The 26,791-nt window shown below is 45.0% G+C and carries 27 protein-coding genes and 1 tRNA gene; 22 read left to right on the top strand and 6 right to left on the bottom strand.

From position 1 onward, the window contains the following. The first annotated feature begins 88 nt into the window (after window positions 1-88). The 8 genes from hemC to hemJ all read left to right on the top strand — a co-directional run bounded on the left by hemC (window position 89) and on the right by hemJ (window position 8,664). Window positions 89-1,663 (top strand): hydroxymethylbilane synthase, encoded by a 1,575-nt coding sequence (hemC, locus tag AC3WJC_RS13260; RefSeq protein ID WP_492399593.1) that lies wholly within the window; start codon window positions 89-91, stop codon window positions 1,661-1,663. 86 nt (window positions 1,664-1,749) lie between these two features. Further along, window positions 1,750-2,721, top strand: a complete 972-nt coding sequence (gene hemB / locus AC3WJC_RS13255; RefSeq protein ID WP_492399592.1) for a porphobilinogen synthase — start codon at window positions 1,750-1,752, stop codon at window positions 2,719-2,721. A 365-nt stretch (window positions 2,722-3,086) separates the two neighbouring features. Next, entirely contained in the window at window positions 3,087-4,457 is a 1,371-nt protein-coding gene (gene hemL, locus AC3WJC_RS13250) for a glutamate-1-semialdehyde 2,1-aminomutase (protein ID WP_492399591.1), read from the top strand. A 42-nt stretch (window positions 4,458-4,499) separates the two neighbouring features. Then, on the top strand, window positions 4,500-5,369 hold the full coding sequence (locus AC3WJC_RS13245) for a sensor histidine kinase (RefSeq protein ID WP_492399590.1): 870 nt from the start codon (window positions 4,500-4,502) through the stop codon (window positions 5,367-5,369). 15 nt (window positions 5,370-5,384) lie between these two features. After that, window positions 5,385-6,092, top strand: a complete 708-nt coding sequence (locus AC3WJC_RS13240) for a response regulator transcription factor (protein WP_194101113.1) — start codon at window positions 5,385-5,387, stop codon at window positions 6,090-6,092. Then, the gene (locus AC3WJC_RS13235; protein WP_492399589.1) at window positions 6,092-6,619 is read left to right on the top strand and encodes a tetratricopeptide repeat protein; all 528 of its coding nucleotides are present in this window, start codon (window positions 6,092-6,094) and stop codon (window positions 6,617-6,619) included. Before AC3WJC_RS13240 ends, AC3WJC_RS13235 begins: the two co-directional genes overlap by 1 nt. A gap of 61 nt (window positions 6,620-6,680) precedes the next feature. Then, window positions 6,681-7,706, top strand: a complete 1,026-nt coding sequence (gene hemE / locus AC3WJC_RS13230) for a uroporphyrinogen decarboxylase (protein WP_492399588.1) — start codon at window positions 6,681-6,683, stop codon at window positions 7,704-7,706. A 424-nt stretch (window positions 7,707-8,130) separates the two neighbouring features. Beyond that, the gene (gene hemJ / locus AC3WJC_RS13225; RefSeq protein WP_492399587.1) at window positions 8,131-8,664 is read left to right on the top strand and encodes a protoporphyrinogen oxidase HemJ; all 534 of its coding nucleotides are present in this window, start codon (window positions 8,131-8,133) and stop codon (window positions 8,662-8,664) included. 2 nt (window positions 8,665-8,666) lie between these two features. On the opposite strand, the gene vapC is transcribed toward hemJ, so the two are convergent. Both vapC and AC3WJC_RS13215 read right to left on the bottom strand, forming a co-directional pair. Continuing rightward, a complete protein-coding gene (vapC, locus tag AC3WJC_RS13220) occupies window positions 8,667-8,957 on the bottom strand; it encodes a type II toxin-antitoxin system VapC family toxin (protein WP_492399586.1) in 291 nt (96 codons plus the stop codon). 109 nt (window positions 8,958-9,066) lie between these two features. Then, a complete protein-coding gene (locus AC3WJC_RS13215) occupies window positions 9,067-9,246 on the bottom strand; it encodes a type II toxin-antitoxin system VapB family antitoxin (protein WP_492399585.1) in 180 nt (59 codons plus the stop codon). 109 nt (window positions 9,247-9,355) lie between these two features. Between AC3WJC_RS13215 and AC3WJC_RS13210 the strand changes: the two genes are divergently transcribed. The 4 genes from AC3WJC_RS13210 (at window position 9,356) to AC3WJC_RS13195 (ending at window position 12,649) form a co-directional block, all read left to right on the top strand. Then, entirely contained in the window at window positions 9,356-9,925 is a 570-nt protein-coding gene (locus tag AC3WJC_RS13210; RefSeq protein WP_492399916.1) for an RNA polymerase sigma factor, read from the top strand. Beyond that, on the top strand, window positions 9,897-10,703 hold the full coding sequence (locus tag AC3WJC_RS13205) for a hypothetical protein (protein ID WP_492399584.1): 807 nt from the start codon (window positions 9,897-9,899) through the stop codon (window positions 10,701-10,703). Before AC3WJC_RS13210 ends, AC3WJC_RS13205 begins: the two co-directional genes overlap by 29 nt. Window positions 10,704-10,734: 31 nt before the next feature. Then, window positions 10,735-11,577 carry an outer membrane beta-barrel protein gene (locus tag AC3WJC_RS13200; RefSeq protein WP_492399583.1) on the top strand — a complete coding sequence of 281 codons (843 nt, stop codon included), beginning with the start codon at window positions 10,735-10,737 and terminating at the stop codon, window positions 11,575-11,577. A 73-nt stretch (window positions 11,578-11,650) separates the two neighbouring features. Next, window positions 11,651-12,649: an ABC transporter ATP-binding protein gene (locus AC3WJC_RS13195; RefSeq protein WP_492399582.1), complete on the top strand. Its 999-nt coding sequence runs from the start codon at window positions 11,651-11,653 to the stop codon at window positions 12,647-12,649. A 17-nt stretch (window positions 12,650-12,666) separates the two neighbouring features. Here AC3WJC_RS13195 and AC3WJC_RS13190 read toward each other — a convergent pair whose 3' ends face one another. From AC3WJC_RS13190 to AC3WJC_RS13180, 3 genes are all read right to left on the bottom strand, one after another. Then, window positions 12,667-14,550 (bottom strand): CocE/NonD family hydrolase, encoded by a 1,884-nt coding sequence (locus AC3WJC_RS13190; RefSeq protein WP_492399581.1) that lies wholly within the window; start codon window positions 14,548-14,550, stop codon window positions 12,667-12,669. Window positions 14,551-14,569: 19 nt separating this feature from the next. After that, a complete protein-coding gene (locus AC3WJC_RS13185) occupies window positions 14,570-15,031 on the bottom strand; it encodes a DUF2314 domain-containing protein (protein ID WP_492399580.1) in 462 nt (153 codons plus the stop codon). A gap of 62 nt (window positions 15,032-15,093) precedes the next feature. Then, window positions 15,094-16,284, bottom strand: coding sequence for a phosphoglycerate kinase (locus tag AC3WJC_RS13180; RefSeq protein ID WP_492399579.1), 1,191 nt, complete (start codon window positions 16,282-16,284; stop codon window positions 15,094-15,096). 662 nt (window positions 16,285-16,946) lie between these two features. On the opposite strand from AC3WJC_RS13180, the gene AC3WJC_RS13175 reads away from it, so the two are divergent. Together AC3WJC_RS13175 and AC3WJC_RS13170 are read left to right on the top strand one after the other, a co-directional pair. Beyond that, window positions 16,947-17,576: an outer membrane beta-barrel protein gene (locus AC3WJC_RS13175; protein WP_492399578.1), complete on the top strand. Its 630-nt coding sequence runs from the start codon at window positions 16,947-16,949 to the stop codon at window positions 17,574-17,576. Between the two features lie 112 nt (window positions 17,577-17,688). Beyond that, window positions 17,689-18,435 carry an EcsC family protein gene (locus AC3WJC_RS13170; RefSeq protein WP_492399577.1) on the top strand — a complete coding sequence of 249 codons (747 nt, stop codon included), beginning with the start codon at window positions 17,689-17,691 and terminating at the stop codon, window positions 18,433-18,435. A 72-nt stretch (window positions 18,436-18,507) separates the two neighbouring features. Here AC3WJC_RS13170 and AC3WJC_RS13165 read toward each other — a convergent pair whose 3' ends face one another. After that, window positions 18,508-18,978, bottom strand: coding sequence for a hypothetical protein (locus AC3WJC_RS13165; RefSeq protein WP_492399576.1), 471 nt, complete (start codon window positions 18,976-18,978; stop codon window positions 18,508-18,510). 221 nt (window positions 18,979-19,199) lie between these two features. Between AC3WJC_RS13165 and ligA the strand changes: the two genes are divergently transcribed. From ligA to AC3WJC_RS13125, 8 genes are all read left to right on the top strand, one after another. Beyond that, window positions 19,200-21,209, top strand: coding sequence for an NAD-dependent DNA ligase LigA (ligA, locus tag AC3WJC_RS13160; RefSeq protein WP_492399575.1), 2,010 nt, complete (start codon window positions 19,200-19,202; stop codon window positions 21,207-21,209). 51 nt (window positions 21,210-21,260) lie between these two features. Further along, window positions 21,261-21,812, top strand: coding sequence for a hypothetical protein (locus AC3WJC_RS13155; protein ID WP_492399574.1), 552 nt, complete (start codon window positions 21,261-21,263; stop codon window positions 21,810-21,812). Between the two features lie 135 nt (window positions 21,813-21,947). Beyond that, window positions 21,948-22,021, top strand: a tRNA-Arg gene (locus tag AC3WJC_RS13150). Window positions 22,022-22,082: 61 nt separating this feature from the next. Continuing rightward, window positions 22,083-22,655: an adenylate kinase gene (locus AC3WJC_RS13145; protein WP_492399573.1), complete on the top strand. Its 573-nt coding sequence runs from the start codon at window positions 22,083-22,085 to the stop codon at window positions 22,653-22,655. 173 nt (window positions 22,656-22,828) lie between these two features. Next, the gene (obgE, locus tag AC3WJC_RS13140) at window positions 22,829-23,827 is read left to right on the top strand and encodes a GTPase ObgE (protein ID WP_492399572.1); all 999 of its coding nucleotides are present in this window, start codon (window positions 22,829-22,831) and stop codon (window positions 23,825-23,827) included. A 212-nt stretch (window positions 23,828-24,039) separates the two neighbouring features. Continuing rightward, window positions 24,040-25,035 carry a type I glyceraldehyde-3-phosphate dehydrogenase gene (gene gap, locus AC3WJC_RS13135; protein WP_492399571.1) on the top strand — a complete coding sequence of 332 codons (996 nt, stop codon included), beginning with the start codon at window positions 24,040-24,042 and terminating at the stop codon, window positions 25,033-25,035. Next, entirely contained in the window at window positions 25,035-25,469 is a 435-nt protein-coding gene (locus AC3WJC_RS13130; protein WP_492399570.1) for a GNAT family N-acetyltransferase, read from the top strand. Before gap ends, AC3WJC_RS13130 begins: the two co-directional genes overlap by 1 nt. A 122-nt stretch (window positions 25,470-25,591) precedes the next feature. Further along, window positions 25,592-26,791 carry a peroxiredoxin family protein gene (locus AC3WJC_RS13125; RefSeq protein WP_492399569.1) on the top strand — a complete coding sequence of 400 codons (1,200 nt, stop codon included), beginning with the start codon at window positions 25,592-25,594 and terminating at the stop codon, window positions 26,789-26,791.

Below are 26,791 nucleotides of genomic sequence, written 5' to 3'. Positions count from 1 at the left end.
CAGTCACTTCAATTTCATATCGTTAATAATTAAGTAAACCAAAGCCTTAAAAAGTTAAATTTGTTGTCGCAAATACATAATATATCTTTTGGACAGGACACTCATAATAGGAACCCGCGGAAGTGAACTCGCGCTATGGCAAGCCAACTTTATTAAGGATAGTTTGGCAGCAATTAATATTAAAGCCGAATTAAAGATCATCAAGACCCAGGGCGACCGTATACTGAACCTGAGCTTTGATAAACTGGAAGGCAAAGGCTTTTTTACCAAAGAGCTGGAAGAAGAACTTATTGCCGGTACCATTGATCTGGCTGTGCATTCGCATAAGGACTTGCCTACTGAAAACCCGCCGGGGCTGATCATCGCCGCGGTATCTGAACGTGAAGATCCTGCCGAATTACTGCTGATCTTGAAAGATTGTGTAGATGTGCGGCAAAAGCTGTCGGTTAAATACGGCGCTATTGTGGGTACATCATCTAACAGGCGCAAGGCGCAGTTACTGGCTGTTCGCCCCGATCTGGAAATAGAGGATCTGCGCGGCAACGTACCAACCCGTATCGGTAAGCTGCGCGATGAAAATTATGATGCCATTATGCTGGCCAAAGCCGGTGTAGCCCGTTTAGGATTAGACCTGAGCGAATTTCATGTAGAAGAATTAACGCCAACCGAACTGATACCCGCGCCCGCGCAAGGTGCGTTGGCCATACAAATAAGGGAGAACGACCCGGAGCTATTTCAAGCCCTGCAAGCCCTGAACCATGCCGATGTTGCCGAAGAACTTGCCGTAGAGCGCAGGGTACTTAAACTGTTTGGCGGCGGCTGCCACTTGCCATTAGGCTGCTATTGCCGCAGGGATGATGACAAATTCCAAGTGTTTACCTCTAAGGCCGATACTGGCGAGGGCTTCCCCGACCGTTTGTTTATTGAGGCAGATACCACCGAAGGCCTGGCCGAAAAAGTGGTGGCCCGTTTTGGTGCCGAACATAAGCATCCGGCTAAAGTATTTATCTCGCGCGAGGTGAGCGAGAACAGTTATTTCCGTAAAGCATTAAGTAAAAATAATATAGAGATCGAAGCACGTTCGCTGATACGTACCGTAGCGGTGATCACCAAGCTCGATCCGTTTATACTGCGTAATACCGACTGGGTATTTTTTACCAGCAAGAACGCGGTTGAGTATTTCTTTAAACTCGACCCGCAACTGCCTAAAAAGGTGAAATTTGGAGTGATGGGTAGCGGCTCTGAAGATGCGCTGCGCCGCCACGGCTACTTTGCCGAATTTACCGGCGAAGGCACCGATACAGCCGATGTTGCCGCGGAGTTTGCAGTATTAGCCAACGGTACTACCGTAACTTTCCCGGGGGCGGCAAGCCCGATGCGGAGCATTCACCAGGGTTTATCAGCCGATACGAAGATCATCGACCTGCCGGTTTATGAAACCGTGCTGGAAGAAGATGTGGAAGCCAGTTCGGCAGATGTGGTAATATTTACCAGCCCGTCAAACGTTGATGCTTACTTTGCCGATAACCTGCTTGATCCGCATCAAAAAGTGATCGCCATAGGCAAATCAACCGGAAAGAAATTTGAAGAAATGGGTGTTCGCTATACGCTGCCTTTCTCGCCCGACGAGGTAGGATTGGCCGAAGCGGTGTTTGGAATTTAGTCCATGGTCCATAGTCGATAGACCATAGATATTTTTATAAAACAAGAAAACCATGGACCATCGACTATCGTCCATGGACTGAGCTTATGTTACAACGACCAAGAAGAAACAGGAAAAGCGAGGCGATACGCCAGATGGTGCAGGAGACACATGTGAGTGCGGCTAACCTGATATTTCCGTTATTTATTGTGGATGGCGAAAATCAAAAAACCGAGGTAGCCTCTATGCCGGGCATTTACAGGTATTCTATCGATAACCTGTTGCGTGAGGTGGAAAGTTGCATGAAGCTGGGTTTGACGTCGTTTGATCTGTTTCCGAATATTGAGGAGGCGTTGAAAGATAAACTTGCTACCGAAAGCCACCGCGAGGGAAGCCTGTACCTGCGTGCCATCAGCCAGGTGAAAAAGGAATTTCCGGAAGCCTGCGTAATTACCGATGTAGCCATGGACCCATACAGCAGCGACGGCCACGATGGTATTGTGGAGAACGGCGAGATACTGAATGATGAAACGTTAGAGGTATTAGGCAAAATGGCTCTGGCACATGCCCAAAGCGGTGCAGATATTATTGCCCCTTCGGACATGATGGATGGCCGTGTAGGTTACATACGCCGGGTGCTTGATGAAAATGGCTTTAAGCACGTAAGCATCATGTCGTACTCGGCTAAATATGCCAGCGCGTTTTACGGTCCGTTCAGGGATGCACTGAACTCTGCACCTAAATTTGGCGACAAAAAAGGCTACCAGATGAATCCGGCTAACCAGCGTGAGGCATTAATTGAGGCCCGTTTGGACGAAGCCGAGGGTGCCGACTTCCTGATGGTTAAACCGGCATTGCCTTACCTGGATGTGATCAAGCTATTAAAGGATAGCACCGAGTTACCTATAGCGGCCTACAATGTAAGCGGCGAGTACGCAATGGTTAAAGCTGCTATACAAAACGGCTGGCTTAACGAGCAGCGCGCCATATCGGAGGTGCTGATGAGTATCCGCCGGGCAGGTGCTACCGCCATTTTAACCTACCACGCTAAAGAAGTGTTGGAGAATAAGTGGTTGTAGCTGTTACCAGGAGCGAGCCAAAGGGTGCGAGCGGGGGAATAGCCAAGCGGTGAGTGCTTCGATAGCTCGGCATGACAAAAGGAATAAAAGAGGCTTGTCACCCTGAGCATGTCGAAGGGTGCGAGCGAGGTGGATTAGCAAAGCGGCGAGTGCTTCGACAAGCTCAGCATGACAAAAGTAATAAAGCCGTCATTGCGAGGTACGAAGCAATCTCCAAACCCACCCAACCCTCCCGAAGAGAGGGCTAAAAAATAAAGTCCTCCCCTTGGGGGAGGATTTAGGAGGGGTTAGCGATGACGGGAGTGAAGAATACAAACAAACAAAAGCTTTAAGCCTTATGCTTTCAGCTTTCAGCTAAAAATAAAATGTTCGATTCAATAAAGAAGATATTTTCAGATGACGAGGGTAAGCCGGTGAGCACTACCGCTAAGCCGGATATAAGCAGGGAAAAATCTGCCGAATTGTATGAGAAGGCCAAAACTTACTTTCCGGGTGGGGTTAACTCGCCGGTTAGGGCGTTTAAATCAGTTTATGGTACACCGCTTTTTATACAAAAAGGCGATGGCTGCCACATCTGGGATGCCGACGGTAACCAGTTTATTGATTTTTGCTGCTCATGGGGGCCGCTGATCCTGGGCCATAACAACGCCAAGGTGCGCGAAAAGGTGATCGAAACTATCCAAAATGGTATGTCGTTCGGTGCGCCAACAGCGTTAGAAAATGAGTTGGCTGAGCTCATCCTGAAAAATAATACATTCATTGAAAAGATCCGTTTTGTAAGCTCTGGTACAGAGGCGGTAATGTCGGCCATCAGGCTGGCAAGGGGTTACACCAAACGCGACAAGATATTAAAGTTCGAGGGCTGCTATCACGGCCACTCCGATTCGTTGTTGGTAAAAGCAGGCTCAGGCCTGGTAACCTTTGGTGAAACCTCATCGGCAGGCGTGCCCAAATCATTCGCTGATGAAACCATCGTGGTATCATTAAATGATAAAGAGGCCCTGCAAAAAGCTTTTGAAGAATTTAAGGATCAGATAGCCGCCGTAATTATCGAGCCAATACCGGCCAATAATGGTTTGCTGTTACAGCATAAAGAGTACCTGCAATTTTTACGTGAGCTATGTACGGCCAACGGTACCATGCTGATATTTGACGAGGTGATCTCTGGTTTCCGGGTAGGCTTTGAAGGTGCAGCGGGTTATTACCAGATCAAGCCGGATATTATTACTTATGGTAAAATTATCGGTGGCGGTATGCCTGTGGGCGCTTACGGTGCATCGGCACAAATTATGGATCATATATCGCCGGTAGGCAGCGTTTACCAGGCAGGTACATTGTCAGGCAACCCGGTTGCCATGGGCGCGGGTATAGCGCAAATTACCGAGCTGCTGCGCATGGGTTTTTACCGCGACCTGAATAACAAGGCACAGGAGTTTACCGAGGCCATACAGCGTTTTGCAACGGCACGTAATTATAAGCTTAAAGTATTCGGCATAGGTTCGATATTCTGGTTCGCGTTTACGGATAAGGATATCCGCACGGCCGAAGATATTGACCCTACAAGCATGGAAAAATTCAAAAAAATGCACCGCGAGCTATTGAACAGGGGCATTTACTTCGGGCCATCAGGTTACGAGGTAGGCTTTATTTCATCGGCCCACACAAAAACAGACCTTGAAAAGGCTAAACGTGCTATATTTGATAGCCTGGATGTAGTGTTCAGGTCTAATAGTTAGTAACTTAGCCAATTATAAACAACGCATACAGATTGTAGAGAGATGAAAAAGTCGTTGATCATATTTTACGCGATAATAACCTACGCGGTTGCCGAATTGGTTTGGTGGGGGTATATGCTGGTTAAGCTGCAGCCCGAGCGTAGCGGCATGATCATGGGTGAGGGTTGCATGTTTGTGGGCGTATTCTTTTTGGGGGCGTTCTACCTGCATAAATCCATGAACAGGGAGCGCAAGCTACAGGAGCAAAAGAAGAACTTTTTATTATCCGTAACGCATGAGCTGAAATCACCATTGGCATCCATCAAACTCCTGCTGCAAACCATACAAAAGCGCGATCTGACCAAGGCTCAGGTGCTTGATTTTATCGATAAATCGCTTAATGATATTGAGCGTTTGGATGATATGGTAGAGAATATGCTGCTGGCCTCAAAAATTGAGAACAGTTCATACACCTTCCCCAAAGCAAGTTTCAACCTCTCAAGCCTGGTTGATAATATTGTTAACCGTTTACAGATCAGCAAATGCGATTGCAATCAGCAGATCATTAATGCCGAAATTGAACCTAAAATTGAAATAACCGGCGATAAATTCGCCCTTACCTCGGTAGTTACCAACCTCATTGAGAACGCTGTAAAATATTCAAATCCATGCCAATCGGTTGATGTTAAGTTGTACCGCAATGATGGCCGCATTTATTTTGAGGTGGCTGATAACGGCATTGGTATAGCTGATCCGGAAAAGGCACGTATATTTGACCGGTTTTACCGGGTAGGCAGCGAAGAGACCCGTAACACAAAAGGTACAGGTTTGGGTTTATATATTGTTAAACAAGTGCTTGATAAACATCAGGCCAGTATCAAGGTAAAAGACAACGATCCATCAGGCAGTATATTTGAAGTTACTTTTGGATAACCTAAAACACATAACATGCAACACAAAAAACGGATATTATTAGCAGAAGACGAAGAACACCTGCTGGAAGCTATAAAACTTAACCTGGAGCTTGAAGGCTACAAGGTATCAACCGCTAAAAATGGTAAAAAGGCACTTCAATTGTTTAAAGAGGAGCGCTTTAACCTGATTATACTGGACGTAATGATGCCCGAAATTGACGGCTTTGTGGTTGCTGAAACCATTAGGCTGGAAAACAGCGAGGTGCCCATCATGTTCCTGACCGCTAAAAATACCAATGAAGATAAAATATCAGGCCTTAAAAAAGGTGCTGATGATTACCTGACTAAGCCCTTCAACCTGGAAGAGTTGATATTGCGCGTTAACAACCTGGTAAAACGCAGTCTGAAGGGTGAGGATCTGAAAGAGTTTAACAGCTATAAAATTGGTGATAAAACCATCCATTTCAACTCCTTTGAGCTGATCAATGAGGATGGCTCTATCACCGCCCTTACCAAAAAGGAAACCATGCTGCTGAAATTGCTGATCGAACGCCGCAACGAGGCCGTATCGCGTGAGCAAATATTGGAAACCGTATGGAATTATGACGTATACCCGTCAACCCGTACCATTGACAACTTTATACTCACCTTCCGTAAATATTTTGAGCCTGATCCTAAAAATCCGGTGTATTTTCACTCTATACGTGGGGTAGGTTATAAGTTTACCGAAGATCATCACTAATGTTCACTAACAAAGCGCGTATAATAGTAACGCTTTTGTTTTTGGCTTTGGCCGTTGTGTTCGCATACTATCAAACCTATCAGCTCACGGCGGTTGCGCTACTGCTGGCAGGTTTAGTAGTTTGGGGATACTTTAAGGAGGGTACCGTTATTTTAGCCGCCAAACAATTTCACCACAAGGAATTTGATAAGGCCGAAAAACTGTTGCTGCAAATTCGTAACCCTAATTACTTGGGAAAAAAACGACGCGGGTTTTATGAATTCATCTTCGGTAGTATCAGCCTGCAAAAGCGTGATTATGAGGAAGCTGAAAAGCATTTTGAAATAGCCGCCCAATACCCGCTGCGTACGGTTAATGACCATGTGGCGGCGCTGGTGCATGTGGCTACCATAAGTTATCGCAACGGAAATTACGAAAAGGCCACCGCTTTTTTAAGCCTGGCCGAAAAGCATCGTGACAACATCACTGCCAAAATGCGTGAGGTGCTGAACACACTAAAACAAGAATTAAACAATAAAAAGAAATAATATCTGTCATTTATATTGACAGGTAAAAAGTCCTCTCCTTTGGAGAGGATTTAGGAGAGGTATGAAAGATTCGTTATTTATTAAGGCAGCTTTATCTGAACAAACAGAGCGCCCACCCGTGTGGATGATGCGCCAGGCAGGCCGTTTTATGAAAGAGTACTGGGAGATCAAAAACAAGTACTCGTTTTTAGAAATGTGCAAAACGCCGGAGATCGCCGCTGATGTTACCATGCTGCCGGTTGATCTGCTGGGTATTGATGCTGCTATTCTATTCTCGGATATACTGGTTACCGGCGAGGCCATGGGTGGCGATTTAAGCTTTACCCAGGGCGTAGGCCCAAAGTTTGCCAACCCGGTACGTACCGCTGCTGATATTGACGCGTTGGAAACCGATGTTAACCATCGCCTGCAATACGTTGCCGATGCCATTAAGGTGATACAACAGCGTTTGGATGGCAAAATACCACTGATCGGTTTTGCCGGTGCGCCGTTCACGGTAATGAGTTATTTGGTTGAAGGCGGATCGTCAAAAGATTTTAAGCTGACCAAACTGTTAATACACAACCAGCCAGAGTTGGCTCATCGCCTGTTAGCGAAAATCGCTACCGTGACTGCCGATTACCTTAACCTGCAGATCGCTGCCGGTGTAAATGCCGTGCAGATATTTGACAGTTGGGCACAGGCATTATCGTGGGATGATTATACCGAATTTTCGCACCGCTATATCACCGAGATCATCAGCAAACTGAACCGTAAGGATATCCCGGTAATATCGTTCTGCAAAGGCAGTTCAGTATTCGCGCCGCTGATGGCGGAGGCCAAGCCTGATGTGATCTCTATCGACTGGAATGTTGACCTGAAGGATATTAAACAGCGTTTACCGCAAGGCATTGCAGTACAGGGCAACCTTGATCCACATATTTTGTATGCCGATAAAAAGGTAATTAAGGAGCGTATCCACCGCCTGTTCGAACGTATGCGCGGCGAGAATGGTTTTATATTCAACCTCGGTCATGGTATTATGCCTGATATTCCGTTTGATAACGTGAAGTACGCGGTTGAGGTGATTAAAGAATTTCGTTACTAACGCTAGACCCCCTAAGCCCCTAAAGGGGGAATTAGATGTGCAGTAGTCAATAAACAGGGGGGCTGTCACCCTGAGCTTGTCGAAGGGTACGAGCGCTGGGGAATTAGCCAGGCGGCGAGTACTTCGACAAGCTCAGCATGATAAAAGTTTAAATCCACACGTCATTGCGAGGCAATAACTTGTGGTGTTGAATTGATAAGTAGTTAATAAATAAAAGTAAAACCTCTCATAAACTAATCCTCCGGCCTCTTAATTTTCGGGTAGCAGGTTGAAGCATACCGCTAATAGAAAATTAAAAAGCCGGCGATTTATTAGCTATTGTTTATGTTAATTGTGCTCATGAGATCGCTAACGCTAAGTTTTGTTTCTTTTGATCGCTCAAAAAAAATTTAGGACAGGTATTAAGCTGTTTAACCGGGAAGACATGTACGAATACATTAAAGCCATACACATCATATTTGTAGTCTGCTGGATGGCGGGGCTGTTTTACATTGTGCGCCTGTTTATTTACCATACCGAGGCGCAGCAAAAGCCCGAGCCGGATCGCCGCATCCTGTCCGAGCAGTTCGAGATCATGGAGCGGAAGCTTTGGTATATTATCGCTGTGCCATCCATGGTGCTTACCTTATTGGCAGGCATAAGTATGCTGATATTGGCTCCCGCCTGGCTGCAGCAAGGCTGGATGCACATTAAACTCACCTTTGTTGTATTACTGATCGTTTATCATCACATCTGCCAAAGCAAAATAAACCAGATGCGAAAAGGCATCTTCAAGTGGACATCTACCCAGCTACGCATCTGGAACGAACTGGCTACTATCTTCCTGTTCGCCATTGTGTTTTTGGTGGTGCTTAAAAATTCGCTTAACTGGATATTCGGCGTTATTGGCATCATTGTATTCTCACTTATCATCATGTCTGCCGTGAAGATTTATAAGTATTTTAGGGAGAAGAAATAGTATCAGGCTTTAAAAGTACGCAAGTCACTAAATGAGGCAATGTTGGTAAAGTCTTTGTCATCATGCAATAACCTCATATTATTTTTGATGGCATAAGTAGCAATCAGGCAATCGTTAGGTTTTCGCACAGTAACACCATGTTTTCTTAGCATTCGGTACAGGCGTGCGGCTTCCAAAGCATTTTCATAGACATTTCCCCGCAAAAGGGCGAGTTCACCAAAATAGGTCTTTATTGTATCAAACTGCTTGTCATTCACAATGCCTTGTAACGCCTCTTGTACAACCACAGGCACGTTGCTATCCTGAACTTTTCGCCGTTATGTTTTACAAACAAACTTGCATCAGTTTCAATGCCTTTGAAAACGTTTATCCATACAGATGTATCAACTAACACGGTTTCCATTACAAATAAGCTTTGTCATCAATTTCCACTTGTCCCCAAAGGTCAATGAGGTTTTTTTGGTTTTCTAAAGTTACCACCAGTTGCAACGCGTTTTCAATAGCTGCTTTTTTGGTTTTCGAGTTGGTGATCTTTTTTACTTTATTGAGCAGATCATCATTCAAATCAATATTCGTTCTCATGTGTATAAATTTAAATAAATATACACATAAATTATTCCGGATAGATATATAATTTTTTTTCTTACCCGTTGCAACCATTTCCTGCAAACATTCATCTTACCTTTAAATGATGTTTTTGGAGCCAACCTTTACAATTGATGATGTGATACAGCGATGCCAAACGGGCGACCGTAAAGCATGCGAAATGCTGTATAAGCAGTATGCTTCAAAAATGCTGGCGGTTTGCATGCGCTACGCGGTGGATAGGATGGAGGCCGAAGATATGTTGCAGAACGGTTTTATCAAGGTATTTAAAAACCTGGTAAACTACCGCGGCGAAGGATCATTTGAGGGTTGGATACGGCGCATTATGGTGCACAGCTCTATCGAATACTACCGCAAGCATCATAAAATGATGCAGGTGGTTGATATTACCGAACATGGGCACGAGCAATCGGTTAACCCGGCTGCTGCGGCTAACCTTGATGCTAAGGACTTGCTGGCCATGGTGCAGCAATTGGCTCCGGGTTACCGCATGGTGTTCAACCTGTACGCTATTGAAGGTTATACCCACAAGGAGATAGCCGAGATCGTGGGGATCACCGAGGGGGCATCAAAGTCGCAACTATCAAGGGCGCGTGCTATTTTAAAGGAATTAATTGCTAAAAGCGATGGAAAAAGATATGAATATGCAGGATAACGAACTCGACGATCTGTTCAGAAACAAGCTGAACGCGTTGGAAGTAGAACCATCCGGCAACGTGTGGGGCAATATAGTGAGCGGGCTTGACGGGGACAAAAAAAAGAAACCGCTTTGGGCTTACATCAGCGTAGCTGCATCGGTTATAGTTATTGCCACCGCCGGTTTGTTGCTCATGAAGCAGCAGGAGGTTAAGCCAGGCAATAATACCCAACGCATAACTAAAGTTCAGCCTGCAAAAAAAGTAGCTGACAACATAGCCAAGGTTGAGCAGCCCGAGATAGCGCAAAGCATTGATAAGAGCGACGCGCCGGTAGCAACCCCGATTGAGGAAGTACGCAACAATGATAGTAAAAGGGAAAAAACCGCTCCGGCTAAGTTAGCCAAAACCCGGGCAACGCCTTTAAAACCGATAGCAGGTATCAAGGCCAGGCCGGTCATGATAGCTGCTGTTACCAATCAGCAGGAGATAATAACGGAGCCGGTGTTGCCCGATGCGGATGTTAAACTTAACGAGCAAACAATTTTGCAGGAGCCCGAACCATTTAAAACAAAGCCTGTTGTAATTGCTTCGGCAGGGTTGCCGCAAACAGGTAAGGCGCAGGCTGATGAGCCGGTGAAAAAGAAGCGCAGAGGTTTTGGCGGACTGCTTAATGCCATCGTATCAAAAATTGATAAACGTAAGGACAAGATAATTGAATTTGAAGATAACGGCGATGGCCAAAGGCTTACCGGCATTAACCTCGGCATTATAAAAATAGAAACAGAAGAAGAATAGATCAACCTAAAATAACTATACAGTAATATATATGAAACGCCTGATTTTTACCCTGATAGCTGCCGGCTTTACTACGGCCCTGTTCGCCCAAAACAATGCCGACAGCGTGTTTACCACCACTACTACCATAACTACTACTACCACCGCTAAGGGTACGGTTACTGATACCGTTATACGAAAAAAACGCAAGCTGAAATTCAGTTTTAGTACTGAAAACCGCGATACGGTGTACAAAGAAGCGTCCAAACATCCCGGATGGTCGTTCACACCAACTTTCTCACGGGTGGATATCGGTTTCGCTACACTGGTTGATAACGGCAGTTTTGCCTTATCCCCTGAAAACGAATTTTTACGATACCGTTCATGGAAGAGCAGCAACTTTGGTTTCGACCTTTTGGAGTTGGGCTACCGCTTTAACAGCTCATTTAAAATATACGCTTCAGCCGGTTTCGACTGGACCCGCTTTCGCCTGCGCGAAAACGTTACCCCGCTGCGTTTTCAGGATCAGCTAACTTACAGCGTTGATGATATTGATTACGATAAGAATGTGTTTTCATCAACCTATCTGCGCATCCCGCTATCGTTTTACTGGAGAAGTAAGAATGATAACGCCGGTCACCGTTTCCACATCGTAGCAGGCCCGATACTGGGCATTTTGATAGACGGCCACGTACGCCAGAAGAGCCTGGAGAATGGCGATCAGCACTTCAGGGCAGGCTTTAACATGGCCAAGGTTAGGTACGGTGGCTTTTTACGCGCAGGCTACGGCGGCATAGGTTTCTTTGCCAAATACTATGCTAACGATATGTTTGAGGATAGTTCGGCACAAAAAGGTTTAAAGAACTTCTCGTTCGGCGCAACCGTAGGTTTCTAACCTATTAATTGCTCTACGCTATAACAAGGCTGCCCCACGGGTGGCCTTTTGTTTTATGTATATTTGCCCGTACATGACTGATAATTCATTTTTGCAGGCCGCAAACGTAAGTATGCGTTATCCCGGCGTACATGCCGCCGGTGTAAACAATGTGGATCTGCATATAAAGCCCCATGCCATTACCGCCATTGTAGGCGCGAGCGGCAGCGGCAAAACAACCTTGTTGCGCTTACTTTATGGTTTGATATCACCCGATTCGGGACTGATCACCTTTAAACGTGAACGCATTTGGGGGCCGGAGGAAAAACTGATCCCCGGGCACGACAGTATGAAGATGGTAACCCAGCATACCGATGACCTGAACCTGTTTGCCAAGGTAGCCGATAATGTTTCCATCCTGTTACCAAGCACCAACCTCAAGGCGAAAAAGGAAAAGACCGAAAAAGTACTGCAACAGCTCAATATGCTGCACCTTGCCGGTAAACGCATAGCCGACCTGAGCGGCGGCGAAAAGCAGCGTGTAGCCATAGCCCGCGCATTGGTTACCCAACCGGAGGTGTTGTTTTTGGATGAACCTTTTAACCAGGTAGATACTTCCTTTCGGGATGGTTTGCAGCGCGACATCAGGCAGGTGGTAAAGGAAACCGGCATCACCGTAGTAATGGTATCACATGACCCGGCAGAGGTACTCTCTATGGCCGATGTGCTGGTGGTGATGAAGGATGGCGAGATAATCGAATCAGGCTCGCCGCAGGAGCTGTATCAGCAACCGGGGAGTTTGTATACCGCGCAAATTCTGGGTAATTGTAATGTACTTACCGCTAACGAAGCAAAGCTGCTCCATATATCGGCGCAAAAGCCAACGGTGGTTATTTATCCTGACGAAATAGCTATTACCAGCAGCCTGAGCCACCGCGACTGGACGGTTAAGGAAATATTGTTTAAAGGCTTTTATGAAGAGCTATTGCTGGAGCGGGATGGGGTATTACTGCGTGCCGTCAACCTTAAAAAAGACATGCACTATGTGGGCGAAAAACTCCATATAAAAGCAAACAGGTGGCTTGAATATTAAGCCACCTGTTGCAAGATCTATTTTTTCTCTATCACCTGCACCTTTAAAAAGCTCGGGCTTGTTTTTGAGGTATAAACTTTGTGCGTAGCCTTTTTAAAGTCGCTATCCTTAGCTTTCATAATATCCTGAAACTGCTGCGTGTTCCTGTCAATAAGCGGGAACCAGGTGCTTTGTACCTGCACCATAATGCGGTGCCCTTTTTTAAAGGTGTGCAGTACATCCTGCAACTCAAAGTTTACAGGCGTTATCTCGCCGGGTTTAAAAGGTTCAGGCTTTTCAAAGCTGTTGCGGAACTTACCACGCATGGCCTCGCTGCGCACCATTTGCTGGTAGCCTGACATGGTTACGCCTTTGCCCGTAAACTTGTTGCTGCTTGCCGAGTCCGGGTAAACATCAATTACCTTCACAATCCAGTCGGCATCGGTACCGGTGGTTGATACCTTTAGGTTGGCCCATATATCCCCGGCCAGGGTAATATCATCGGTCAATACATCCGTTTGGTAAACCAGTACGTCCGGGCGTTGGGCGGCAAAGCGCTGATCGGCGGTCATGTACTCGCGGTCCATATCCATGCTGATGTTGTTAACAAAGGGCACGGGTTTATTTGGGTCGGACACGAACTCGTCAAAGCTCTCCCCAGCAGCAGGCTCCGTGAAGGACAGTTTTCCGTTGGACAAAAAGTACAGGTTCTTATCCGCAGCCTCTTTTGGCGGCCAGGTGCTGTAAGTGTTCCACTTGTTGGTTCCGGTTTCAAAGGCGTTTATTTTAGGCAGATTAAAATCGCCGGTGCCTTTGAGGTAATGGCTAAAGAATTTAAATTCTATGCTCTCGCGATAAAATGGCCCGGTTTCGCCGCCGAAATCCACATCACCTAAATGATCGCCTGCGCCGCGTGCCCAGCCGCCGTGTACCCACGGACCAATTGCCCAGTATACCGGTGTTTTCGGGTTGTTTTTGGCTAACACTTTATAAGTATTAATGCCGCCGTACAGATCCTCCGCATCATACCAGCCGCCAGTAACCAGTACGGCTGTTTTAATATCGTGCAGGTGGGTCAGCACGTTCCTGTCTTGCCAGTGCTTATCGTAGTTGGGATGATCCATCATCTCATTCCACAGGAGGATGGTATCCTTAAAATACTTCACATTACTGTTACGCATCGAACCCATTTCCAGAAAAAATTTGTAACCATCCTCCGTGCCGAAATCAACGCGGCTGCCACGGCGCTGGGTCGGCTTATCATCCTGACGGTTGGTAAAACCCGGGTAAAAGCCAAAGTTGGCCACCAGCATAAACGCGCCGTTATGAAAGGCGTCGTCGCGATATAAATCAGCAATAGGTGCCTGCGGCGATGCGGCCACTAAAGCCGGGTGACGGCTCAATAAGGCCGTAGTAGTATAAAAGCCGGGATAGGAGATACCCCAAACGCCCACCTTGCCGTTATTGCCGGCAACGTTTTTCAGCAGCCAGTCAATGGTATCATAGGTGTCCGTACCCTCGTCAACATCCTTTTTGGTTTTATGCTTTTCAAGCTCGGGTGTCATCTCCTCATAAATGCCCTCGCTCATCCAGCGGCCGCGCACATCCTGGTAAACAAATATGTAGCCATCCTTTAAAAACAATGGCGAAGGGCCAAGGCTGCCCTTATATTTATCAGTTCCATAAGGCGCAACGCTGTAAGGTGTGCGGTCCATCATAAAAGGATATTTTTTCGATTTATCCTTCGGCACATAAACCGAAGTAAACAGCTTTACCCCATCGCGCATGGGTATCTGGTACTCAAATTTTTGGTAATTGGCTTTCACATACTCGGCATCAGGGTTAACGGATTGAGCCTGTAAGCCCGGTATGCCGAAAGCTAAAAGCAGCAGGCATAAAGCTATAGTGTAGTGTTTTTTCATGTATGAGGGGAGTGTATAATTATTTCATTTTGCTGCGCAGATACTTGTCGGAGAAATTACCTTTTTCCGTTTGATGTTTATAATCAAATATCGCCCAGTCCTCTACATTACCCTTCGGGATAACAACCTTATCGCCGGTTTTGATCTTTTTCAGGTTATAAGCAGAGTCTGCCATTACACCATAAAATTTGTCCTCTTTATAATTCAGGATCACGCTCCACATGTGTTCATGAGTTTCGCCTTCAGCAAAATCCGACTTCACCATAAACCGGTAATTGGTATCGAGCCTGTTTTCTTCAAGGCCGGTAATAAATTCGCCGATGTGATTTTGTGCGGTGTCCTGTAAGGCCAGGAATTGTTTATCCTCTTTCTCAAGTTCAGCGAGCGGATAGTTTTTACTTTTTTTGACCGGTTGTTCGCAGGCTATAAAAGTACTAACACACGCAATGGCTAATACTATTTTCAGCTTAGGTAAATTCATATTCAAAGCTAAACAAAAAAGGCGACCAGATGGTCGCCTTACATTATCTCAATATACAGATATTACTCGTTGATCGCTTTTACGCCCGGTAACTCTTTGCCTTCCATATACTCCAGCAAAGCGCCACCCCCGGTTGACATATAGCTCACTTCGTTCGACAGACCAAACTTAGTTACAGCCGCTGCCGAATCGCCACCACCAATCAGGGTGAAGGCACCGTTCTCGGTAGCTTTAACTACGGCATCGGCAACTGCCTTGGTGCCTTTATCAAAGCTTTCCATCTCAAAAACACCCATCGGGCCATTCCATAAAACAGTTTTTGATTCTTCGATCACCTTGGCAAAAGCTTCCCTTGAATCCGGGCCGATATCCAGACCCATCCAGTCGGACTTAATGGTATTATTTGGCGATACCGCTGTTTGCGCGTCGTTGGCAAATTTATCGGCAACAATGCAATCAGTAGGCAATATCAGGTTAACGCCTTTGGCTTTGGCTTTTTCAACCAGTTCGTTAGCCAGGTCAAGCTTGTCGGCCTCTAATAATGAAGTGCCAATTTCGCCGCCTTGCGCTTTAACAAAGGTGTATGCCATGCCACCACCAATGATCAGGTTATCCACCTTTTCAAGCAATGACTCGATCAGTTGTATCTTGTCAGACACCTTGGCACCACCCATAATAGCGGTGAAAGGGCGTGCTGCGCCATTCAATACCTTTTCGGCATTTTCAAGCTCTCCGGCCATCAGGTAACCAAAGTATTTGGCATCAGGGAAAAACTGCGCGATAACCGCTGTTGAAGCGTGCGCACGGTGAGCGGTACCAAAAGCATCGTTCACGTAGATATCGCCTAATTTCGATAGTTTTTCAGCAAAGTCCTTATCGCCTTTTTCTTCTTCTTTATAAAAGCGAAGGTTCTCCAGTAAAAGCACTTCGCCTTTTTCAAGCTCGCCTGCTTTTTGGGTAGCTTCTTCGCCAATGCAATCATCAGCAAACTCAACTTGCTGACCTAACAGGTCAGACAGGTGGTTGATAACATGCTTTAATGAATATTTTTCGGTCGGGCCATCTTTTGGCCTGCCCAGGTGCGACATCAGGATCACCGCGCCGCCATCCTTCAATATTTTTTTGATGGTAGGCAAGGCCGCGGTAATGCGGTTGTCGTCCGTAATTTTATAATCGCTGTCAAGCGGAACGTTAAAATCAACCCTTATAAGGGCTTTTTTACCCGAAAAACTTATCTGATCAATTGTTTTCATATTCAAACTGGTTATAATAATTCAGCAGTGCCGCAAAATCAGCAAATTATTTTAAATACCGAACGTAAAAGTTAAAAAGGTGATTGGTTTTAAGCAAAATTCATGTTAGGTTAACACGTACAAAAGGAGTTTAGTGCAGGTATCAAGATGCTTTTAGTGCTCTAATTAACGATTGTGCTTTAAATGAAACGTTAGTCTGCTCTTGGCCGCAGAGGCCAGTTACTTTGTCTTAGACACAAAGTAACCAAAAGTCAAGCCGGAAAAAACCTTCCGCCCACAGGCCATACTCCTTGGCCCGGTTTTCCGGCAGCCCACGCTATTTTTTGTTACTTAAATATTATGTCCTCTCCCTTGGGAAGAATTTAGGTGTTGTAAATCTGTCGCTCAAACCAATAAATGCAAACGACCTTACCCTCCAAGCAAAAATTGCCGGCTGTTAAGTTTTCTGTGAAAGGCAGTGCATCATCAGTGCTGCCCGAAAATTAGATGGACGGGATTATGGGTTATGATCAGGTTGTGCTTTTTGATTGTTTTTTTAATTTATCCTGCACATAATTAACGCTTTATAAAAAATGTAAAATAGCCGTTAAACTATCTGTCACGCCTGCCGTCATACTGACAATTAAACACACAATTTCAACTTAACACACTACACAATTTTCATGAAAAAAATTATTGCTGCAATGCTGCTATGTGTTGCTTCCGCGACCGCCTTTGCCCAAACCGAAAAGGGAACACAGAACATTGGTGCTTCATTTTCCATCCAAAATTCAGACAGTAAGAACACCTTTTTTAACGGCACAAGCACCACAACCGACAAGGTTAAATTAAATGTGTACAATGCAAATGTTAATTACGGCTATTTTGTTGCTGATAAATTGGATGTTGGCGTATTTGGCGGTTACGGTTTCCAGGAAAATCGCCAGGAAAACGACGTTTATGGGTACGCTCAAAAATACAAAAGCTTATTTGCCGGTGTTCAGTTGCGTAAATATATACTCTTTAACGATAAAGTGGGCATACGTACCGGGCCGGCCTTTCAATACTCTCGCGACAAGCAAACATCAACTTATAATGAAGACCCCGACAATGTAACCACCACAAACAGCTATACCGGACGCGTAGGGCTTGATTTTGTGTTTTATCCCACTAAGCATTTAGGCATAACTTCAAACATAGCTAATATAGCCTACAGTCATTCCAAATCAACAGGCTACAATACCGGGTCGGCCAATAGTTTCAGTGCTAATTTAGTCAACTACCTAAACCTTGGTTTTTTCTATAGCTGGTAAATACCGGCATGCCCTCTCTGTACAATTTATACAGAGAGGGATTTTTAAAAATTTATCGTAACAAGCCTGCCCGTTTAATTGTCATACACCATAACCAAGTAATATATCAGCTATGACACCGTACGAAGAGCAGGCCTATATACAACTGGAGTTTTGGCAGCACCGCATGCAAAAAAAGCCCTCGTTGGGTAATCGCATTGCCAAAGGGCTGCAAAGTAAGATCAATAATATCATCCCCGAGAAGGTACATGCGGCTATCACCATAGCTATTGAAAAAATGGTAAAAGGCGTTTTGTTTGGCGCGAAGTATGTAACCAAAGCACCGCTTGCCGATGTCCCATTGCAAATGCGTGAGGTATTTGTCAAGGAGCAGATTGAATTTTACAAGCGCACAGCATCAGTTGAAGGTGCTGTAACCGGCGCGGGGGGCATATTGATGGGCTTGGCTGATTTCCCGATACTGATTGGTATTAAGATGAAATTACTTTTTGAAATAGCGGCTTTGTATGGCTACGATGTGCACGATTATAAGGAACGTTTATATATCCTCTACATTTTTCAACTGGCATTTAGCAGCCAGCAGGGCCGTAACCAGGTATACCAAAAACTTGCCGCATGGCAGGGGTATAGCCGGGGCTTACCTGAGGATGAGAATGAGTTTGACTGGCGCACCTTTCAGCAGGAGTACCGCGATTATATTGATCTGGCCAAAATGGCGCAACTGATACCTTTTATTGGCGCGGCGGTTGGCGCCGTGGTAAACTACAGGTTGATCAATCAACTGGGCGAAACTGCCATAAACGGCTACCGTATGCGCAGGGTTAGCCCGCTTAAAATTTTAACCTACCCTACACCTTAAATAACAATTTATGGAAAACGAAAAAAGCCGCGTAAAGCGGCTTTTTTTATTGAGTTTAGTTAACAATCAATGTTAAAAAGTATAACGGAAACCAAGACCAAAGCGTGCTGCCTCAAAATCAGAGTCGTTGTTTAATTGCCATGCCGGGCGCCAGTCAAGCGTCATGCTGATCGGTGCAGATGGTACTTTAAAATCTAAACCTACCATCGGGCGTAAAAATATAAAGGTATTGCTATCGCCAAAACCATTGTCATCAGCAAAAGCTAATTGCGGACCAACACCTAAATACCATTTTAAAGGCGTGCCTTTTAATGGCTGATGGTATTGATAGTAAGCACCAAGCCAAACAGCATCGGCACCAAACAACAGGTCGGCCTGGATGGCATCTTTACCATTAAAAAAATGTTTGTAAGTTGGGCCAACAAGTGTTGAACCATCACCAAACTCAATACCCAAACCAGCTCCGGTTTTGTAGCTTTGGGCGAACGAATGTGTTGCTGACAACACAATTGCGGTTACGGCTAAAAGAAAAATTTTTTTCATAAGTTGAAAATAAGGTTAACGATAAATATTAATTATTTGTGCTTAACAATATTTATGCCATTGCACAGTAAAAAATATGCTTGTATATTTTTTTCATAGGGTACAACATTGCTGCAAGATAATGGTTTCGCAAAAGTTAAAATAATTCAAATGGCTTGTAAGTCTTTGGCTTAGCGTCAATCACTTGCAGCTAAAGCGGGCAAAACTGTATCTTCGCCTATATGTCATCCAACGAGGTAAAAAAACAAATTGAAGCACTTACTGCCGAGCTCAAAAAGCACAACTATAATTATTATGTGTTGGCTATGCCTACTATTGCCGACTATGATTTTGATCAGAAATTAAAGCAACTGGCCGAACTGGAAAAGCAGCACCCGGAGTTTGCTGATCCTGATTCACCTACCCAAAAAGTGGGCGGCGAGGTTACCAAGGAGTTTATTACCGTTAGGCACCGCTGGCCCATGCTCTCATTAGGCAATACCTATAACGCGCAGGAACTGCTTGATTTTGACCAGCGTATCCGAAAAGCCATTGGCGATAATTTTGAGTATGTGTGTGAGCTGAAGTTTGATGGCCTATCCATGAGCCTAACTTACGAAGAAGGTAAGCTGGCCCGTGCCGTTACCCGCGGCGATGGCGTTCAGGGTGATGACGTAACCACCAATATACGCACTATACACACCATCCCCAAAAAGTTAAACACGGGCGACTACCCTGCGCTTTTTGAGATCCGTGGCGAAGTTTTTATGCACTGCAAGGCATTTGAAAGGCTTAATAATGAGCGTATTGAAAATAATGAGGTGCCTTATGCCAATCCGCGTAATTTTGCATCGGGCACCATGAAAATGCAGGATTCGGCAGAGGTAGCCAGGCGCCCGCTCGACTGCTTTTTGTATGGCCTGTATACCGATAAAACCTTATTTAGAACCCATTGGGAAAGCCTGGGGGTCTTAAAAAAATGGGGTTTTAATGTAAATGATCATAGTCGCCTTTGCGGCAGTATTGACCAGGTGCTGGAGTTTATTAACCATTGGGATACTGAGCGTTTTAACCTGAGCTATGATATTGATGGCATCGTAATAAAAGTAAATAACTATGGCCAGCAGGAAGAGTTGGGCTTTACCGCTAAATCGCCGCGCTGGGCTATATCCTATAAGTTTAAAGCTGAGCGTGTTGAAACCGAATTGCTTAGCGTAAGTTACCAGGTAGGCCGTACAGGCGCGGTTACCCCGGTGGCTAACTTAAAGCCGGTTTTGCTGGCGGGTACTACGGTTAAACGCGCCACGCTGCATAATGCCAATGAGATCATCAGGCTTGATCTGCACGAGGGTGATAGCGTTTACGTTGAAAAGGGCGGCGAGATCATCCCCAAGATCATCAGCGTGAATACCGAAAAGCGGCATCAGAACGCCGTGCCGGTTGAGTATATAACAAGCTGCCCGGCATGTGGTACAACTTTAGAACGCAAGGAAGGCGAGGCCGCGTTTTATTGCCCTAATGATGAAGGCTGCCCTCCACAAATTGTTGGTAAAATGCAACACTTTATCGGGCGTAAGGCGATGGATATTGACGGGCTTGGCGATGAAACCATTGAAGCGCTTTACCAAAAAGGTTTACTGCACCACATCAGCGATATTTACCTTTTGCACCAACATGCGGATGAATTGAAGCAGATGGAGCGCTTTGGAGAAAAATCGATCACCAATATGCTGGAGGGGATCGAAAAGTCAAAACAAATGCCTTTTGAAAAAGTGCTGTTCGGCTTGGGCATACGTTATGTAGGCGCAACGGTGGCCAAAAAACTGGCGCTGCAATTTAAAAATATCGATGCGCTAAGCAAAGCTACGTACGATGAACTGATAGCCGCCGAGGAAATAGGCGACCGTATTGCCCAAAGCCTGATAGAATATTTTAGCGGCGAGGTACATCAGCAGGAGATACAGAAACTAAAGGATCACGGGCTACAGTTTGTGGTTGAAGAGAAAGAGGTTACGCTGGCCAGCAATAAGCTTGCAGGCAAAACCTTTATCATATCGGGCGTATTCGAGAAATTCTCTCGTGATGAGCTGAAGGATATTATTGAGCAGAATGGCGGCAAAATTCTCAGCAGCATATCGGCCAAGCTGAACTACCTGGTAGCAGGCGACAACATGGGCCCGGCTAAGCTGGAAAAGGCCAACAAGCTAAATGTGCCGATTATTAGTGATGAAGAGCTGTTAGGAATGATTTAAATTGCGGATTGCGGAAGGTTGATTACGGATTAAGTTTAAACTTTAGGTTTCATGATTACTTTAAAACAATACTTGCCTTTAGCACTGCTGATTACCGTTTGGAGTTCATGTATTAAGCCAATAACTTATAAAGAGGCTACTGATGCTTTAATAAAAAAGTACGATAAAACTGACTTTAGTCTTTTTAACCAATTTTACATACACTACCAAAGCTCTGGCAATAACATTAATTCCAAAATATACTTTGCAGGAGTAAGGGTAAAGGGATTCAATTGCGCGCCTTATGCTGTAGAGCATAGCAAATTCATTATTATGGATTTTTTTGATATTAGTAATAAGCTGGTGTTACAAAATAACTGTCCAGATTATATGACTGACAATCAAATAAAACACATGGCTTCAGCAATTGACAAATATGGTTTTTTTATGATAGAGGCAGACAGTGTTGGAAACGTCTACATTAGGCCTTACGAATCAGATAATCATGTTTTGTTAAGAACAGTTTCGTCGCCGCAAAAATCAATATTGGAAGGATTTAAGCACTATAAAGGGCGTTGGTATATTCACAAATCTGCTTTACCAAAATTACAAAGCGAGCAATAGTAGTAGTATCTGCAACAATAATCAGCCTTGATATGAGGCAAATAGCCTATCAAGCCACTTATTTTTTCAAATAAATTTGCACTAATTAAAAAGAAACGTATTTTTGCAGTCCCAATCAAAAGGGATAAATAATACGGACTTGTAGCTCAATTGGATAGAGCATCTCACTACGGATGAGAAGGTTAGGGGTTCGACTCCCTTCAAGTTCACTCAAATAGTAAATATAGCCTTTCCGTAATCGTACAGAAAGGCTATTTAAATTTTATAAGCATGCTAAACTTGGTTTTGTTCGGCCCTCCCGGCGCAGGTAAGGGCACTCAATCACAAAAACTTATTGATAAATACGGACTGATACACCTTTCAACCGGCGATTTGCTGCGCGGCGAAATTTCGCAGGGTACTGAGCTTGGTTTAGAGGCTAAAAAACTGATGGACGAAGGTTTGTTAGTGCCCGATGCCGTAGTTATCGGCATGATCAGCAATAAGCTGGATGCGAATAGGGATGCCAAAGGCTTTATATTTGACGGTTTCCCGCGCACTGTGGCGCAAGCCGAAGCATTGGATACTTTGCTGGAGTCAAAATCATCAGCCATATCAGGCATGGTAGCCCTTGAGGTTGACGATAACGAGTTGGAGCGCCGCCTTTTACTGCGCGGTAAGGATTCAGGCCGCCCGGACGATGCCGACCCGGCCATCATCCGCAAACGTATTAAAGAGTATAACGATAAAACTAAACCGGTAGCCGGTTACTATAAAAATCAAAGTAAATTTACCAGCATCAATGGCATAGGCTCCATCGAGGAAATATTCAGCGCCATTGTAGCGGTAATTGAAAAATATTAATTTTTGGTTTCGGATTTCGGATGTTCAATTTCGGATTTATAGAAAATTGAACGTTTGAAATCCGATTTTTTGTTTAGCACTGTTTCAGGATAATCAATCATCCAATTTAAGCAAAAGCAATATCGCTTAGCTAAATCCGAAATTGAACATCCGAAATTCGAAATCATAACGCCATGTCCCAGGGTTCCAATTTTGTTGATTATGTGAAGATATGCTGCCGTTCGGGGCATGGGGGGGCAGGCTCTGCGCATTTACACCGCGATAAGCACACCGCCAAAGGTGGGCCCGATGGTGGCGATGGAGGCCGTGGCGGGCACGTTATTGTAAAAGGCAACGCCCAGTTATGGACACTGCTGCATCTTAAATACCGCAAACACGTAATAGCCGGCAACGGCGATCCGGGCGGCAGTGCCTTATCCACCGGCAAAACCGGTCGTGATGAAATACTGGAAGTGCCGCTGGGCACCATAGCCAGGGATGCTGAAACCGGCGAAGTGATATTTGAAATAACGCACGACGGCGAAACCAAGGTGCTTACACCGGGCGGGCGTGGCGGGCAGGGCAACTGGCACTTTAAATCGGCTACGCAGCAAACACCACGCTTTGCGCAATCAGGCCTGCCGGGGCAGGAAGTTTGGAATATACTCGAATTAAAATTACTGGCCGATGTAGGGCTGGTAGGCTTCCCTAACGCAGGTAAATCAACCCTTTTATCGGTAGTATCTGCCGCCAAGCCGGAGATTGCCGACTATGCCTTTACCACCATTGTACCTAACCTAGGCATTGTAGCTTATCGCGATAGCAAATCATTTGTTATGGCCGATATTCCGGGAATTATCGAGGGGGCATCAAAAGGCAAGGGACTGGGTTTTCGTTTTCTGCGCCATATTGAGCGTAACTCGGTATTGTTGTTTATGATACCCGCTGATACCACGCGCACTATTACTGAGGAATACCGGATATTGCAAAACGAACTGGAAGAATATAATTCCGAACTGATGCACAAGCCACGCGTGCTGGCCATCACCAAAGCCGACATGCTGGACGATGAGCTGACCGAAGAAATGAAACAACAGGTGCCGCCGGGTATTCCCTACGTATTCATATCATCAGTAGCCCAAAAAAATATCGATAAGCTGAAAGATCTGCTGTGGGAGGCCATTAATCAGTAGCACCCTGACCCCTCCTAAGTTTTCCCCAAGGGGAGGACTTATTTAAGCGTATTTCTCGCAAGAACTTATAACTCTTTTTTACCTCCTCTCCTTTGGAGAGGGTTGGGGTGGGGTTTCTTTAGGAGAGGGGTGAGGTACAAAAATTACTTCCAATTTATTTATCCCGAGCTCAGGTTGCGTACCTTTGTGCCCTTATTGATAAGCGCAAGGTTATGAGGATAGCAATAAACGGTTTCGGGCGTATCGGCCGTATTTTTCTGAGGAATATATTGGATAAACCGGGCATTGAGGTTGTGGCCATTAATGATCTGACGGATACCCATACGCTTGCCCACCTGTTTAAGTATGATTCTGTTCACCGAGGCTTTAAAGGTTCGGTAACACATACTGATAGCGAACTTGTTATCAACGGAAAAACAATAAAAGTATTCGCGCAGCGCGACCCATCGCGATTGCCCTGGGCTGAGCTTGATATAGATTTGGTGATCGAATCCACCGGAAAATTCACCTCTCAAAACGGAGCAGAACAGCACTTGCAAGCGGGCGGCAGGCAGGTTATTATATCAGCGCCTCCGACCGATAAATCCGTGCCTACTGTAGTGCTTGGCGTTAATGATGAGCAAATTGATCTTACTGCGCCCATACTATCCAATGCATCGTGTACCACCAACAATGTGGCAGCCATGGTGAAAATACTGGATGATAACTGGGGTATTGTGGATGGCTATATCACCACCGTACACTCCATGACGGGCGACCAAAACCTGCACGATGCCCCGCATAAGGATCTGCGCCGGGCACGGGCAGCTTCGGCATCCATCATCCCTACAACTACAGGCGCGGCAAAAGCCATCACCAATATTTTTACCCATCTGGAAGGTAAATTAGGCGGTGCCGGTATACGTGTACCCGTGCTTAACGGTTCGCTTACCGATTTTACCTGCAGCCTTAAAAAAGACACGACCGTTGAACAGATCAACGCCGCGTTTAAACAAGCGGCAACGGGACCGATGCAAAATATATTGGAATATACGGAAGACCCTATAGTATCAACCGATATTCTGGATAACCCGCACAGTTGTATATTTGACGCGCAGCTAACCTCTATTGTTGGCGGCTTGGTAAAGGTAGTTGGCTGGTATGATAATGAGATGGGCTACTCAAGCCGCCTTGCCGATCTGGTGGTAAAAATAAACGGCCTTAAATAATGATCAAATTTATACAGGTTGATGACCTGCTCCCTATACGTAACGAAGTACTACGCGAAGGCAGGCTGCAATTGCACGAATGTGTTTTTCCGACGGATAGGATAGAGGGCGCGTTTCACCTTGGATACTATGTGGATGATGAACTGGCCTGCGTGGCTTCGTTCCACCCGCAAAGTTATGGCGAATTTACAGGCAAAGGTTATCAGTTACGGGGCATGGCCACAGTAGAGCAACATAGGGGCAAGGGCCTGGGCAACCAGTTAGTAAACTTCGCTATTGTTTATTTGCGTGGTCGGCAGGCCAATTACCTGTGGTGCAACGCCCGCAAAAAAGCCATGGGGTTTTACTATAACGTTGGCTTTGAGGTAATATCGCCGGAGTTTGAGGTGCCCGGCATCGGGCCGCATCATGTAATGTATCTGCGGGTGAGGTAATGCCTTCATCAAGGGTAGTGCTTGGAAAGCATTTGATGATATTATTTTCCTGCGCTTTAAACCTTATGCCAATAAGTTATCTAACCTTAAATCTTATCTTTAAATACTAACCTGATAATCCTATGTCAACCTTAAAAACAATTTTTATACTGGCTGCCCTATGCTGGTTTAGCTGCCCGGCCTTTTCGCAAACTAAAACCAGTTCAACCGATTCATTAAGCGGCTTTATTACCCTTAATATTGATGTAACTACACTTAAAGACACTGCTGGGGTTTTTAAAGTTCGCTTTGGCGGCGAGACGCTGTTTCCTGAAATTAAGAATAACCGAATAATGGTTAAACATTATTTAAAGGAACCAAGAAGGGCTTATATAATGTTCTATCCGCGAGACAGCATCAAAAAAGATCCGAACCGGTCAACCGATAACATTGTAGTAGCTTATAACGATTTTTATACTTTCTTTTCGCATCCGGGCAATTTTAATATAACCGTTAATGATTTTATAAATAATAGCCAGATTGAGAATGCCAGCCAGTATCAAAAAGATTATGATACCATGGAATTACAGCTTAAACAGTTTCAGGAAAATTTTTGGCGGCAAAATGCCGACAAGTTTGCACAGTTACAATCAGCCAGCGGTAAGCTAAAAGATTCATTATCTGAAGTGATGCAAAACAAATCGACAGAAGCATACCGTAAACACTATGATAATGTAGTGCTTGCGTATATTAAATCGCATCCTGATTCTCCTACAGCCTTGCATCTGTTAGAACAATATTCGTACACCCTTTTTGTGAATTATGATGCCTTATCATTATTATACAATAACCTTACAGACAGGATCAGGGCCTTGCCCAGTGCCCGTTTAGTATATAATGCTATTGACCGGAATCAATTTCAGAGTAACCTGATTGGTAAGGTAGCGCCCGATTTTAGCCTGAAAGATGTTGCCGGAAAAGAAGTATCCTTAAAAAGTTTTAGAGGTAATGTTACCCTGATGGAGTTTTGGGCCAGTTGGTGTGGGCCATGCCGGGCAAACAACCCGGGCTTAGTTAAAGTGTACAACAAATTTAAAGCAAAGGGCTTTAAAATATTAGGCATATCGTTAGATCATACAAAGGATGATTGGCTGAATGCTATTAAAAAGGACGGGCTTACCTGGACTCATGTATCCGACCTGAAATTCTGGAATGGCGAGGTCAGTAAGCTATATCATATTACCGCGGTGCCTACCAATTATTTGATCGATAAAGACGGTAAAGTACTGGCCAAAAATTTAGATGAAAAAGCGCTGGAAGAACAGCTTGCAAAGCTATTGTAA

The organism is Mucilaginibacter sp. FW306-07-L (assembly GCF_058782065.1).
The sequence above is the reverse complement of the archived record's forward strand: the minus strand, read 5'-3'. Positions and strand labels throughout refer to the sequence as shown.

Coding starts and splice junctions, on each gene's coding strand:
- AC3WJC_RS13190 (WP_492399581.1), bottom strand. CDS start 14,550: ATGAAAAAACACTACACTATAGCTTTATGCCTGCTGCTTTTAGCTTTC.
- hemE (WP_492399588.1), top strand. CDS start 6,681: ATGAAAGATTCGTTATTTATTAAGGCAGCTTTATCTGAACAAACAGAG.
- hemJ (WP_492399587.1), top strand. CDS start 8,131: ATGTACGAATACATTAAAGCCATACACATCATATTTGTAGTCTGCTGG.
- AC3WJC_RS13245 (WP_492399590.1), top strand. CDS start 4,500: ATGAAAAAGTCGTTGATCATATTTTACGCGATAATAACCTACGCGGTT.
- AC3WJC_RS13195 (WP_492399582.1), top strand. CDS start 11,651: ATGACTGATAATTCATTTTTGCAGGCCGCAAACGTAAGTATGCGTTAT.
- AC3WJC_RS13125 (WP_492399569.1), top strand. CDS start 25,592: ATGTCAACCTTAAAAACAATTTTTATACTGGCTGCCCTATGCTGGTTT.
- AC3WJC_RS13130 (WP_492399570.1), top strand. CDS start 25,035: ATGATCAAATTTATACAGGTTGATGACCTGCTCCCTATACGTAACGAA.
- obgE (WP_492399572.1), top strand. CDS start 22,829: ATGTCCCAGGGTTCCAATTTTGTTGATTATGTGAAGATATGCTGCCGT.
- hemB (WP_492399592.1), top strand. CDS start 1,750: ATGTTACAACGACCAAGAAGAAACAGGAAAAGCGAGGCGATACGCCAG.
- hemL (WP_492399591.1), top strand. CDS start 3,087: ATGTTCGATTCAATAAAGAAGATATTTTCAGATGACGAGGGTAAGCCG.
- AC3WJC_RS13175 (WP_492399578.1), top strand. CDS start 16,947: ATGAAAAAAATTATTGCTGCAATGCTGCTATGTGTTGCTTCCGCGACC.
- AC3WJC_RS13215 (WP_492399585.1), bottom strand. CDS start 9,246: ATGAGAACGAATATTGATTTGAATGATGATCTGCTCAATAAAGTAAAA.
- AC3WJC_RS13235 (WP_492399589.1), top strand. CDS start 6,092: ATGTTCACTAACAAAGCGCGTATAATAGTAACGCTTTTGTTTTTGGCT.
- AC3WJC_RS13170 (WP_492399577.1), top strand. CDS start 17,689: ATGACACCGTACGAAGAGCAGGCCTATATACAACTGGAGTTTTGGCAG.
- AC3WJC_RS13155 (WP_492399574.1), top strand. CDS start 21,261: ATGATTACTTTAAAACAATACTTGCCTTTAGCACTGCTGATTACCGTT.
- AC3WJC_RS13205 (WP_492399584.1), top strand. CDS start 9,897: ATGGAAAAAGATATGAATATGCAGGATAACGAACTCGACGATCTGTTC.
- AC3WJC_RS13165 (WP_492399576.1), bottom strand. CDS start 18,978: ATGAAAAAAATTTTTCTTTTAGCCGTAACCGCAATTGTGTTGTCAGCA.
- AC3WJC_RS13240 (WP_194101113.1), top strand. CDS start 5,385: ATGCAACACAAAAAACGGATATTATTAGCAGAAGACGAAGAACACCTG.
- ligA (WP_492399575.1), top strand. CDS start 19,200: ATGTCATCCAACGAGGTAAAAAAACAAATTGAAGCACTTACTGCCGAG.
- AC3WJC_RS13185 (WP_492399580.1), bottom strand. CDS start 15,031: ATGAATTTACCTAAGCTGAAAATAGTATTAGCCATTGCGTGTGTTAGT.
- AC3WJC_RS13200 (WP_492399583.1), top strand. CDS start 10,735: ATGAAACGCCTGATTTTTACCCTGATAGCTGCCGGCTTTACTACGGCC.
- gap (WP_492399571.1), top strand. CDS start 24,040: ATGAGGATAGCAATAAACGGTTTCGGGCGTATCGGCCGTATTTTTCTG.
- AC3WJC_RS13210 (WP_492399916.1), top strand. CDS start 9,356: ATGTTTTTGGAGCCAACCTTTACAATTGATGATGTGATACAGCGATGC.
- AC3WJC_RS13145 (WP_492399573.1), top strand. CDS start 22,083: ATGCTAAACTTGGTTTTGTTCGGCCCTCCCGGCGCAGGTAAGGGCACT.
- AC3WJC_RS13180 (WP_492399579.1), bottom strand. CDS start 16,284: ATGAAAACAATTGATCAGATAAGTTTTTCGGGTAAAAAAGCCCTTATA.